The sequence below is a fragment of the Bacillus cereus genome (assembly GCF_002577405.1).
GTDB classification, from domain to species: Bacteria; Bacillota; Bacilli; order Bacillales; family Bacillaceae_G; genus Bacillus_A; species Bacillus_A cereus_AU.
The window spans coordinates 65,115-77,693 of sequence record NZ_NULR01000003.1 but is presented as its reverse complement, the minus strand read 5'-3'; the positions used below and the strand labels follow the sequence as shown (position 1 = coordinate 77,693).

Genomic DNA, 12,579 nt, shown 5'->3' with positions numbered 1-12,579 from the left:
CTGTTCCGCTTTGGAACAACCTTTTCGCTTATTCATCATGGCCGAAACGCCGCATCCGCCAACATAGACAGTGTCGCATCATCCATCGGCGGATTGTGTAATCCTGCTCTGACGTTTAAATAGTAACGATGAAGTGGATTTTTTTCTGATAAACTTTTTGCTCCTACGATGCGCATTGCTTTATCTACAATGGATATCGCCGCATTTGTTACTACGTATTTCACTGCCGCTAGCTCTGCTTGTAGTGAAAGCTTATCTTCTGCTTCATCGTACTTTTTCGCAATTTGATATAAAAAGACGCGAGCTTGCATAAGCTCAAGTTCTAATTCTCCGACTAATCTTCTAACATTCGGCAATAAACTAATTGAATGATTTAAACTATTTGGCTTGTATGATTCCGCAAACTGAACTGCATAATTTCTTGCTGATTGTGCGATTCCTAAATAACATGCTGGTATATGTAGCAACCAGCCAATACCCTTTTGTTTCACTTTCCCGCCCTTTACATCCGTAAAAAAGCGGTTCTCTATTTCTACATTTTGTAAGACGAGGTCGTGGCTAGCAGTCCCTCGCATTGCGACGCTATCCCACGTTTCTTCAATTGACACGTCTTGCGCATTTCTTGGAATGACAAACTCACCAACTTCTTCTCGGCCTTCAATACTTGCTGAAATAATAAAATAATCAAGTACTGGTGCCATCGTTGTAAAAGTTTTTCTTCCATTTATAATCCACTTATCACCTTTTTGAACCGCTATTGTTTCTGGTTTTCCGCCACGCGTCGGACTCCCTGTTTTCAGCTCTGTTGCTGCCCGGTTAAAGAGCGCACCATTACGCACTTCCTCGCAAAGCCATTGGAACATCTCTTCACTCCAAGAACGATTTTCCGCTAGCTCTTTCACAATACCAATATGCCATCCAATTGATAGAGCAGTAGCTCCGCAGCCTTCTGCAATTTTCTCTTGATACAATACGAAGTCGTATAAGGAAATTGCATTCCCTCCACATTCTTTCGGTAGTGTTAATTTCGTATATCCGATTTCTTTTAAGTTTCGTATATTTTCATATGGAAAAGAACCTAGTTCATCTAACTCCGATTCTCTTTCCATAAACTTTGGAATTAAAGCATTTAACTGCTTAATAATATAAGACTGTTCTTCTGTTTCCACAAATGAGAGTGCCATATTATAATCTCCTTTATGTCCGATTCATCAACCGTTCATTTTGTCATTATGATTATATGAAGCTACCTCTCTATTGTTTCACTATTCCGATAAAAATACAATGTTTTTGAACGATAAGAAAAGTTCCTATTTTAAAATAGGTTCTTTCCTTATATTAGTCTCCCTTCAATGTCTTTAATGGCAATGAGGTTACATATCCAATATACGAGAATAATTCTTTAAAGAAGAATGGGATTTCTGTATCTAACGTTTTATAGGCTGACGTTGGCGTTGGTGACGCATACGCTTCAATTTTAATATGTTTTGCAATTCTCATCGCACGTTTCATATGAAGTGGATCACTCACGATCGTATATGTGTCGATTCCGTTCTCTATTCCAACTTGCTTAGCATTCTTTAAATTCTCCTCTGTGAAAAGGGATTTTGTTTCAATTAGAATATCCTCTTCTTTTACACCATGTTTCAGTGCATACACTCTAGCGGTACGCGATTCCTCAAGCTCTGCCTCAAACTTTGTACCACCTGTAAAAATAATCTTTTTAATATTTCCGTTCTTATATAAAGAGATTGCATGATTAATTCTTTCTTTAAATACAGGAGATGGTTTTCCGTTCCATGAAGCTGCTCCTAGTACGATACCAGCATCTGTCTTCACATTATCCTCTGTTTTAAAGCGGTAACTCCAAATATCGTAAGCTGCATAACTTACATATAAAATGATAGAACAAATCATTAGTAAAAATACTTGAAAGATTCGTCTTTTTTTACTTTTCTTATTTTCTTTCATTTAATTGCCTCCGTACATCATCCATACTTCTATAAAAAACGTATATATCAAATCAGTTTGTTTGAATTTATTTAAAAGAAGAAATTTTTCTTGTTTTATTTGTATAAAAGGGTTTTCATTTAAAATTGAGGATTATCAATTCATTTTTCGTTTGCGGTTCTCATTACTTTTTGTAATATAAGTTTATTACCATACAACTCCATTGTAACGAATTTTTTATCAGAAGGGAACGATGAAACAAAAGTAATTAAAATATAGTAGCATTTTGTAAGAAAAAAGGTATATTTTTCATGTATCACAATCCATATACCTTTCAAAACACGAATTATAACTTTTCTTTATATAACTCTAGTTTTTCTAATAAACGAGTTTTCACAATTGGCCATCCACTTGCAATTATACTGTACACAACTGCATCTCTCACATATCCACTTGGCAATCTTCTTTCGTTTCTCAGTACGCCCTCTTTCACCGCGCCTAACCTTTCGATTGCTCGTTGTGCCTTTTCATTTCTTACATCCGTCTTAATTTGCACTCTTAGCATATGCAGTTTTTCAAAAGCATATTGGAGAAGCATGTACTTACACTCTGTATTTATACTCGTACGTTGTACACTTGGATGATACCACGTCTGCCCTAACTCAACTGTCTTATCTTCTACTGAAATATTATATAACCGTGTACTTCCTACAATCGTATTCGTCCGTTGATCCACTACAACGAAAGGTATTTGAGTCCCCCTTCCGTAGCCCTTTATTGCTTTTTGAACGTATTGCTGCATATCTTGAACACTATCCATTTTAGAGATTAAATACGCCCAAATATCCCGATTTCCTTCTATAATTGAAAACAAAGTTTCGACATCATTGTTATCTATTAACCGTAACTTTGCTCTTTCGTGAATAATTTCCATTTTCACCCCACCTTTGTTGTTACTATAACATACTATTGTATATCGTTTTATCATTATATAAAATTAAATCGTTTTTAACAAGAATAAAAAATGCGATGCCTTTAGTCCAGCATCGCACTCATAATTTCAAATGAAATTTACTTCTTTTCCATTACTGCAAAATAGTTATTTTCGCTATCTGCAAAATTAAAGATTCTACCTGTAGGCATCGTTACAATTTCTCCAACTGTAACGTTTTTGTTTACTAAATCGCTATATAAACGATCGAAGTCTTTTGAGAAGAACATTAAAGAAGGTGTACCAAGATTTAACTCAGGCTGCATTTTAGCAATAAGCTCTTTATTATGGAGAACAATGCTTGTTTCAGCTTCTTTAGTCGGCGCAATTTCAATCCATCGCATTCCTTGACCGTTATCTTCCTCTGAAATTACAATAAACCCTACTTTTTCTGTCCAAAATCCCTTCACTTCATCTTGGTTATTCACATATAACATAATTTGCCCAACATTATTAATCATTTATTTTAACGCTCCCTTACAATTTTTTATTAAACTTAACTATCGTCAAAAATGAAATTACAGTACAAAATCTATTTCAATAACTCAAGCCGTTCATTCAAACGATCCCAAGTTTCAGTAATACCTTGTAGCATTCCCATATCCATAACGGTCTTAAGGGCCTTTTCGTTAACATATTCAGCACGATTTATTAACTTTGTCTTTCCACCTAAATCAATGAATTCCAATGTGATCTCCGTTGATGGCATAGAATCATTCACATTGCCTTCAGCATCCGAAAAATAATCGGTATAAACAATTTTCTCAGGCTCAATAATCTCTTTATATACACCTTTACCCCATGATTCCATACCAAAAAATTGCCCTTGTTTTTGATCAACACACTTCATACAGTAGTGCCAAACTCCCCCAGGACGGAAATCAACAGTACATGATGGAATTTCCCAGCCTCTTGGTCCCCACCAATGTTTCAAATGCTCTGCTTCTTTAAACATACTGAATACAAGATCACGTGGCGCATCAAAAACGCGCTCTAGTACTAATACCTGGCCATTCTCTACTCTCGATACCATTGTATTGTTTGACATCTTCATTCCTCCTTAAGACTTTTCCTTATTTTGCAATTCCTTCAAATACGTATCTAAATTATCAAATCTCTCTTCCATTACATGCTTAAATGACTGTATCCAACAATCAAGTGCTTGGAAAGGCTCAGGTCGTAACTTATAAATCCGGCGATTCGCTTCCGCCTGCACTTCCACAATCCCAGTATCACTTAACACTTTTAAATGTTTTGAAGTTTGTGGTTGCCTTAAACCCAAGTGGTCGGCAATTTCCCCAACAGTTAGAGGACCGTTACGCAAAAGTTCAACGATATTCATACGATTCGGTTCAGATAAGGCATTCAGCGTCGCCATGTTCACGCCCGGAAATTTCCCCGACATATCACTCACCTCGTTAAGCGATGGTCTCCGGTTATAACACATCCATATCATCACTACTATTATCTTCTTGTTGAATCGATTATATCCAAGTTCGAATATTCCTGTCAAGGAATATTCGAAAGTTAAATTTGACCTTTACGGCAAACAAAAAGAAGTCATTCGAATCAAAATGACTTCCCTTTGATTACAGTCCACTCTGTAAATTTCAATGAGTGTTTACATACTTTCATGAATACTCTGCACATCAACTTTCTTATTTCTCCATATATACTTTTTCGTAGATATAAAAACAATTAATGAAATAGCGACTCCAACTGTAACATCTGAAGCAAAATGGGCCCCTACCATAATACGGCTAACTGGCACTAGTATCATCCACATAAGAATGAAAATCCAAACACCTATTTTTTTACGTTTGAATGAAGCAAAATACCCTGGTAATAAACTCAACCAAATAACGAGCGCTGCATTCGCACTATGGCCTGAAGGAAATGACATAAACTCATCACTTTTAGCAATTCCTTGGGGTATAAACCATTTTGAAAATCCTTCAAAAGATCCTATAGAAATCATATGACGATAGCGTTCTCTACCCCATCCTAATTTTATTAGATTAAATGTAATTAACACGATCACTACACTTAATAATCCAATTAACGCAATATCTCTCAATCTTACATCATCATACTTACTCCATAATTTAGAAATCATATAAGTAGCTACAATGAAGCAAATCATAATAATTGGAATTAAGGATTTTGAAATTGTTAAATAATGTACTAACATAAATGAAGCTATGAAAGCGAACAAGAGTATGATTACTCCATATCCAATTCCAGATAGATAATATCCTCTTGAACCTTTATTTTTTCTAGTTTTAAATAAATACATACTACAAAATAAGGCGATAAGCATCGCCGGAATTTCTCCTATAGCTTGTAAAAAAAGAGCGATCTTATTAGTTGGTTCATATAAACTATGGGATATCTGTAGGTCTGTAAATGCGAATATGCATAGTAAAATAGCAAAAGTTAGACTTACTATCACTGTTTTATTTTTCATCATTCCCCCCTACTTCCCACTATGTTTTAATATAAAATTACCCATCTCAATCGCTAAATCTTCACTTTGAGGATAGACACCTACATTATCACCATATGCGTGCCCTAAACCACGATAAAGGACTGTTTCAGTATCAACTCCTTCTTTAGTCAATTTAGCTGCATACGCTAAACATTCTATCATTAAAAAATCATGCTCTCCTACCGTAATAAATGTACATGGATAGTCTGGATTTACATCAACATATGGACTTAAATACTTCGAATGAATGTCTTGCGTACCAAGTATTTCTGCCATCCCTCCGGCCATTGAATGCATCACATTAAGCAGTTTTTCTAATCCTTTTTTATATTTCGGAGCGATCTCATATTTATCTATACTCCAAGAATAAAACTCGTCTTCATAGTCACACATATTAATTGTAGGATACAGAAGCAATTGTCCTTTTACGAGGTTTCTGCCATCTTCCATATCTCTCGTTGTACAATACTGAGTTAAGTTCCCGCCAGCACTATCACCCGCTACAAAGATATTATTCTTATCACCGCCGAATGCTTCAGCATTCTCATAAATCCATTTTAAAGTAGTGTAACAATCTGTATGCCCAATTGGATAAGGATGTTCCGGAGCTAATCGATAATCTACGGAAACGGCTAGTATATCTGTTTTTTCTACTATTAATTTCACAAGTTCTTCTACCACATCTGGTGATCCCGCCATAAATCCACCACCATGAATAAAGTATAGAATTGGAGCATTCTCTCGTTTAGAAATACTATTATAGATTCTTATCGGAATATCATATCCATCTTCCGCTTTAACTGTTTCATTCATAATATTTATATCTTTAGTGACAATCGGAACGCTTTTAATACCATTAAACTGTTTTCTCATATTCTTTACTGATTTTTCGGAAGCGTCCATTTTTATCATATTTTTAGGCATAAATCTCATTATGTTCATTTGAACCTTCATGTCTTTATAAAGACGTGGATCCATCGCTCCCTTTTCATCGCAATCTGGTATGTTTTTCACTAAGACTTCTGCACCTTGTACATTGATGGTTTCTTGTTTTTCTTGAATTTTTTCTAATAAATCTAAGCTATATTGTCTAGTCATCTTTTATTCCCCCTACCTCTTGTTAAAACGCTTACATTTTTAAAAAAATTATATACTCGTGTAAATTTCCATTTACTAAATAAAAATACGTTCCATGTACAAAATGTAACACGGAACGTATTTTTATTGTTGTTCATATTTGATTCAATTATTGTCATTTTTTGATATCATATTTTTTCTATATTGTAATGGTGTAAATCCATATTTCCCCTTAAACTGTGAAATGAATGACTTTACATTGGGAAATCCATGTTTTATTGCTATATCTTGTATAGAATTTGTACTGCTAATAATATCTTCATAAGCTTTATGAAGCCTGTATCTAGTTAAAAAAGAGGTGAAATTTGATCCGAAAGATTTTTTGAACATACGGGAAAAATGTTCCTCACTTACAAAAAAGTGTTTCGCCATATCTTTCAGTTTAAGCTCTTCATCGTAATGCTCATAAATATATGTAATCATCTCTTTTTGTTTATTTCCAAGTTGAAAATCATTATCTACTTTCTCCCCATCTTTACAGTGGCGCAACAAAATATAAACAATCTCATAAATTAAACTATTAATTTTTATATAACTTAAATCATCAGAGTTTGTGACTAATCCCTTTAATTCATAAAATATTTCTTTGAGCTTTGTGTTCTGAACGACGGATTCTTTTAAATTAAATCTATATGTATCAAAGTCATCATTTAGCTCTTTAAGAAATTCATAAGAAACAATTAACATCATGACTGCACAACTTATATTTTCAACTTTTTCAAATTCGTGAACATCTCCACTGTTTACAAAGATAAACTCACCAGCTGACACTTTCTTTTTTTGCCCATTTACATATAAAAAAACGTCTCCATATATAACTAAACTAATTTCAATACTTCTATGCCAGTGTGGAGGAATATAGTAGTGAAAATCAGCTGGAAGCCTTGTGCTATCTATATATTCAACCATACCTGGAATGCCATCACGCAATTTTATTTCTTCATATTTCCCTTGCTTGACTTTCAATCATATTCCCTCCTTTTGATTGCACAGTAAACGTCAAGTAACTTCAATCAAAACTGATGCTATATAAACCTTTTCACTTTATTGAATAATCATCCACAATCACTTGGATCACACGATACGATTCTTCTGCCACTTTCTTATTACTCCCCTTATTTGCATCATATGTAATTAACGCCTTCCAAAGCGCCCAACCTCTCGCTCTATTCCACGTTTCTTCGTCCATACGTAATATTTCTTTAAATATGTTTCTACTATTCTGATCAAAGAATGTCCAAGCCATCGCCGCATCACAAGCCGGATCTCCTACTCCTAATATGCCAAAATCAATTACGGCACAAAGCTTTCCATCCTTAACGAGTAAGTTCCCTGGGGCAACATCCCCATGAACCCAAACTGGCTTACGCTTCCAAGTTGACTGAAGTGCTAAACCCCAAAGGTGCTTTAATACTGTTTCATCAAAAACGTCCTTATTATTTTCGATAGCATCTCTCGCCTCTTTATCATATACAGATATAAGCCCACCTCGGTAAAAATTATGTGCTCCAGCTATCGGTCCGTCACTCGCATCAATAGATTGCAATGCTACTAGAAATGATCCTAAATCCGCCGCAAATTCATTTAAGTCACGTACATTTTCTTTCGTAACTGTCTCTCCTTCTATCCACTTATTAATTGACCAAGGCCACGGATATTCTTCACAAGGATTCCCTTTCGCAATTGGAGAAGAAATTGGTAAAGAAAGTTCCTTGCTTAATAGAGGAAGCCACTTGTTTTCCTTCTCTACTTGCGGTGCATATGCTACATCACTTGGTAATCTTACACTCATCTGATCGCCTAGATGAAACGTTCTATTATCATGCCCACTAAGCTTTACAGATTTCACTTCTAAATGTGCCCATTCAGAAAACTGTTCCTGTATTAACTTTTCAACTAAACTTACGTTAATTGGATGCATTCACATTCCCCTTCTCTTTTGAAACTTGCTAAGCCCATCCGTACTTCCAATATATTCAAAACCACTTCTCTTATAAAAATCATTCAATATCCGATTATGCCCTACACAATCTAACTTCAAATACTCTTTATCATGTTGCACATTCTCTTCTATCCATCGTAACATCCATTCTCCTATTCCATTCCCCTTATACTTCCGTTTCACTGCAAATCTATGAATATACAACGAATCAGAAACTTCCTCTTTACCAAAAATATATTCATCCCATTCACTTTGTTTAGGAGAAACTGTAACCGTACCGACAATTTCTTCTTCTTTCATAACAACATATGTATATGTCTCTCTTATAGCTTCTAATATTTCAGCTGTAGCTTCTTCTCCTAAAAGGTACTGCCACTGATCTACTTCTTTATGTTGTAACCACTGTGCTACTTCTTTTAATAGAATTATAATATTATCGCTTTCCTCTTGAGAAGCAATTCGAATGTTATAAGTTTCAACTGTATTTCTCTCCATATTGTCGTTCCCCTTTCATATTACTACCAAACGGTTAAACGCGTTCTACCATCATTTTCGTCTGTAACGTATTCAACGTAAAAACCTTGATTCATTTCATCTTCATACATTATATACCAAATTCAACTACTATATTTTGTCGATCCTATGTAACTTGCATTTCATCGCAAGAAAACCGCTCCACTACTGTGAAACGGTTTTCTTCTACTTATACTTAAGTATTGTATTCAATACTCACTTCGACTTCACAAAATAATATAAAAACCACACCGCATGATTTTGTTCATCTGCAGCTATTCTCCGCAACAACTCTTTCATAGATGCATCTGATGTTTCATCAGCAATTTCCAAATAAAAATCTACTGTCTTCTGCTCATCTTGTATAGCGAATTCTAATCCTTGCAAGTACGTATTCGGGCAGTCTTCAGTAATCTGTGGTTTCGGCTGCCTGCCAGTTAAATTCGTATACATTTGTACAAATTGATGGAAATGCTTTATTTCATCGTTACGAATTTCAAGAATTTGTTTTTGTTCTACTTGATTTGGGGCCATGTTCGCTAATTTCGCATAGCAACTGATAGCGCTATACTCTCCATTAATCGCTTTTTCAATATCACTAATCAACTTATCATTCTGTCTATACCAATCATGATAATTCGAATTATACATCGTATCCCCTCCTTAATTTCGCATAACATTTTATGCATTTTGAAATATTCGGAGCATGTGTATATAACAGGACAACTGTAGATCTAAAATAAAGATTGCTGCAATGGTCTATTTTGCAAAGGAATTGCTTATTCATAAAGTGAAACTATAATCAGTGGGGATTTTACTGCACGGCAAATGGCGGATAAAATATCACTATTTTTTTGTAAACTGTTACTATACATTCGCGAATGAATCGGGTTTCCAACCAGATGTGGTGTTGAGATGCGAAGCTATTATGAATCCATTCATATAACTAGGAGGTACCACTATGCCATCTTTATTTAAACCTATGGCGTTCCAGCTGAAAACCGAAAGACTTGAGCTTAGTATGTGGGAGGAATCCGATGCAGTTTGGCTGAGCAAATTAATTGGCGAACGTGGTGTGGACATGCCAACCGTTGACTCCGTTCGTAGCTGGCTTATTGAGATGCGCAAGAAGGCAGACGAAAATGGCATTTCCCTTCTCACTATTCGAAGGCTAGATGAAGGCGATTTCATCGGATACTGCGGCTTGATTATCGGGCGTTCCACACTTGAAGAGCCGGAGATTGCATACGAGTTGTTCCGTAGTGCTCACGGTAAAGGCTACGCAACTGAGGCAGCATCCGTTGTACTGGACGCTGCGATTGCTACTGGGCGCCACAAACTTTGGTCGACTGTAGGCGCTTGGAATGTTGCTTCCCTCCGCGTGCTAGAAAAGATAGGTTTTAAGCGGCATCACAGTACGTGGGACGACGAGCGCGGTGAGATTGTTTGGAACGTACGTGATCTTTAGAGCTCTCGATACTATGGAAAAGACGAAAGGTCATTCGCTTCAGCAAAAACCTATATAAATTTCATCATAAAAACCGCTTCACTACTAGTGAAACGGCCTTTCTTTTTAAGCATGTAATTCTGTTTTATGTCCCTTTACTGCACGAGACTTCCATGCAGTTGCTAGTATAACAACCATACTTACTATCCCAATCCAAACGAGCACAGTAACAGGTGTATTCCAGCTTAAACCTTTTCCGAAGAAGAAAATGTCCCTTAATCCTTCGATCATAAATCGCATTGGCAACCATGAGTATACCCAGTCTTGATAAAACGGCGACAACATTTCAGGCGCTAGCGATAATAATGGTGCTCCGAAGAACAGCAATAAAGCAAATAATCCGATTCCATTTAGTCCAACTAATGAGAGCACTGCAGAAATCATTAAGAAGAAACTAAACGCTGTAATAGATAAGAACAACACCGTATCCGTTACATTCGAAATATTTAATCCTACCATTCCATCTGCAATCCATGTAAGACCAAATCCAATTACAAGCGCCGCAACAGCTCCTGTTACTATTTGTTTTACTTTTAATACAAAGTTTTCTTTTCGTGTACCTACTGGCATTTTACGAATCGCAATAAAGATGATTGCTGCGCTCGCTAAACTTGCAATCCATAGCGGTTGGAATAATGAAATGGGCGAGTTACCGTTCGCACTATTTTTTCCAACCTCATTCACATTTGTCACTTTCTTCGCAATAGGTGTTACTAAATTTGAAACTTGATCTGTTGTTAAAGTAGCACCTTTTGCTTTAAACCCATCTAGTAGCTGCGTACGAACAGTATTGTTCATATTATCAACGATCGCCTGTAATACTTGCCCTGCCATAGTTGATGCAGCTGTATTCATTCCTTGATTTATGAGTATTTCTACTTCTGGCGAAGACGGCTGTGTTGTTCGTAATGATGCTTGTTTTGCACTAAATTCTTTCGGAATAACTAATGCCGCGTAATACTCTTTATTATTTAACCCCTTTTGAACCGATTCCTTATTTTTTACTTCTACCCATTTAACCGCAGGTTCTTCATCTGATTTTGATTTATTTTTAATCGTATCAACAATCGTTTGCCCCATATTCATTTTAGATTGGTTCGGAATTTCTACTCCTTGATCCTCATTTACAATTGCAATTGGCAAGTTTTTTGGCTGTGGTTGAACTGTCGGGAATAATGTTAATGAAAAAATAAAGACAATAAGTAGTGCAATGACTGGTGATAATAATAAAAGTTTATTTTTAAACATGTTCTTTTCCCCTCCTTTAATTTCAGTTACAATAAGCGAACAACGTGTTGTTTATTTATATTTTGAATTATATGTTTGCATTGAACCTTATACAATAATCAAAAACCGCGAATGTGTCGGTTATAAGACACATTTGATAAATATGTTGAAGAAAATTTAGGAGGGACATACTTTGCGAGATAGTAATTTAGATTTACGCGTGATTCGTACGAAAACGGCAATACGAAATGCATTTGTGGAATTAATTGAAGAAAAAGGCTTTGACGCCATTACAGTAAAAGATATTACAACGAAAGCGAACATAAACCGTGGTACGTTTTATACACATTATCTAGATAAATTTGATTTAATGACGAGATGCCAAGAAGAAATTATGCATGAGATGTCTAGCATTGCAAAAAAGAAATTTCCGGAAGTTATTGCGGATCTTGGATCAAATCCTTCCCCAACGACTCCATTTGTACTTATCGCTTCTATTCTTGAATTTCTAAATGAAAATAGTGATTTTATAAGAGCCGTACTTAGCCCAAAAGGGGATTTATCATTCCAAACAAAACTGAAAGACTTTATGTGGAAAACACTGTTTGAAGATACGAATGATGCTCTCATAAAGAAAGAGAATTTACTTGTCCCGAGCCAATACTTAGCTTCTTATATGGCATCTGCTCATATAGGTGTCATTCAGCAATGGTTAAATAGCGGGCAAAAAGAAACACCAGAGGAAATTGCTCATATTTTATCAACAATCGCAGTTCATGGACCTTTTTATGCAGCTGGGTTAAAGAAATAAGCCCGCTTGCTTA

At 35.7% G+C, this 12,579-nt stretch carries 15 protein-coding genes and 1 pseudogene; 2 read left to right on the top strand and 14 right to left on the bottom strand.

Features of this window, described 5'->3' with window-relative positions; genetic code table 11:
- Window positions 1-35: 35 nt before the first annotated feature.
- The 13 genes and pseudogenes from COC96_RS05235 to COC96_RS05175 form a co-directional block, all read right to left on the bottom strand.
- The gene (locus COC96_RS05235) at window positions 36-1,184 is read right to left on the bottom strand and encodes an acyl-CoA dehydrogenase family protein (RefSeq protein WP_098266278.1); all 1,149 of its coding nucleotides are present in this window, start codon (window positions 1,182-1,184) and stop codon (window positions 36-38) included.
- Between the two features lie 154 nt (window positions 1,185-1,338).
- Window positions 1,339-1,971 carry a YdcF family protein gene (locus tag COC96_RS05230; RefSeq protein ID WP_098266277.1) on the bottom strand — a complete coding sequence of 211 codons (633 nt, stop codon included), beginning with the start codon at window positions 1,969-1,971 and terminating at the stop codon, window positions 1,339-1,341.
- A 325-nt stretch (window positions 1,972-2,296) separates the two neighbouring features.
- Entirely contained in the window at window positions 2,297-2,884 is a 588-nt protein-coding gene (locus tag COC96_RS05225) for a GNAT family N-acetyltransferase (protein ID WP_098768410.1), read from the bottom strand.
- A gap of 137 nt (window positions 2,885-3,021) precedes the next feature.
- Window positions 3,022-3,402, bottom strand: coding sequence for a VOC family protein (locus tag COC96_RS05220; protein ID WP_098768409.1), 381 nt, complete (start codon window positions 3,400-3,402; stop codon window positions 3,022-3,024).
- Window positions 3,403-3,473: 71 nt separating this feature from the next.
- Entirely contained in the window at window positions 3,474-3,989 is a 516-nt protein-coding gene (locus tag COC96_RS05215; RefSeq protein ID WP_098252488.1) for an SRPBCC family protein, read from the bottom strand.
- 12 nt (window positions 3,990-4,001) lie between these two features.
- Window positions 4,002-4,346, bottom strand: coding sequence for an ArsR/SmtB family transcription factor (locus tag COC96_RS05210; RefSeq protein ID WP_088229567.1), 345 nt, complete (start codon window positions 4,344-4,346; stop codon window positions 4,002-4,004).
- A gap of 216 nt (window positions 4,347-4,562) precedes the next feature.
- On the bottom strand, window positions 4,563-5,408 hold the full coding sequence (locus COC96_RS05205; RefSeq protein ID WP_098768408.1) for a phosphatase PAP2 family protein: 846 nt from the start codon (window positions 5,406-5,408) through the stop codon (window positions 4,563-4,565).
- A 9-nt stretch (window positions 5,409-5,417) separates the two neighbouring features.
- Entirely contained in the window at window positions 5,418-6,527 is a 1,110-nt protein-coding gene (locus COC96_RS05200; RefSeq protein ID WP_098266274.1) for an alpha/beta hydrolase, read from the bottom strand.
- A 144-nt stretch (window positions 6,528-6,671) separates the two neighbouring features.
- Entirely contained in the window at window positions 6,672-7,532 is an 861-nt protein-coding gene (locus COC96_RS05195) for an AraC family transcriptional regulator (protein ID WP_098768407.1), read from the bottom strand.
- 73 nt (window positions 7,533-7,605) lie between these two features.
- A complete protein-coding gene (locus COC96_RS05190; protein ID WP_098768406.1) occupies window positions 7,606-8,487 on the bottom strand; it encodes an aminoglycoside phosphotransferase family protein in 882 nt (293 codons plus the stop codon).
- Entirely contained in the window at window positions 8,488-9,003 is a 516-nt protein-coding gene (locus tag COC96_RS05185) for a GNAT family N-acetyltransferase (RefSeq protein ID WP_098768405.1), read from the bottom strand.
- 23 nt (window positions 9,004-9,026) lie between these two features.
- A pseudogene (locus COC96_RS28670) lies at window positions 9,027-9,116 on the bottom strand (DUF2691 family protein); the annotation flags it as partial.
- A gap of 121 nt (window positions 9,117-9,237) precedes the next feature.
- The gene (locus COC96_RS05175) at window positions 9,238-9,672 is read right to left on the bottom strand and encodes a ferritin-like domain-containing protein (protein ID WP_088229573.1); all 435 of its coding nucleotides are present in this window, start codon (window positions 9,670-9,672) and stop codon (window positions 9,238-9,240) included.
- Window positions 9,673-9,982: 310 nt separating this feature from the next.
- Here COC96_RS05175 and COC96_RS05170 point away from each other — a divergent pair, with 310 nt between their 5' ends.
- On the top strand, window positions 9,983-10,489 hold the full coding sequence (locus tag COC96_RS05170; RefSeq protein WP_098266270.1) for a GNAT family N-acetyltransferase: 507 nt from the start codon (window positions 9,983-9,985) through the stop codon (window positions 10,487-10,489).
- Window positions 10,490-10,594: 105 nt separating this feature from the next.
- Here the strand turns inward: COC96_RS05170 and COC96_RS05165 are convergent, their stop codons facing one another.
- The gene (locus COC96_RS05165; protein WP_098768404.1) at window positions 10,595-11,776 is read right to left on the bottom strand and encodes a YhgE/Pip domain-containing protein; all 1,182 of its coding nucleotides are present in this window, start codon (window positions 11,774-11,776) and stop codon (window positions 10,595-10,597) included.
- Between the two features lie 172 nt (window positions 11,777-11,948).
- On the opposite strand from COC96_RS05165, the gene COC96_RS05160 reads away from it, so the two are divergent.
- Window positions 11,949-12,566: a TetR/AcrR family transcriptional regulator gene (locus COC96_RS05160; RefSeq protein ID WP_098252498.1), complete on the top strand. Its 618-nt coding sequence runs from the start codon at window positions 11,949-11,951 to the stop codon at window positions 12,564-12,566.
- Window positions 12,567-12,579 lie beyond the last annotated feature (13 nt).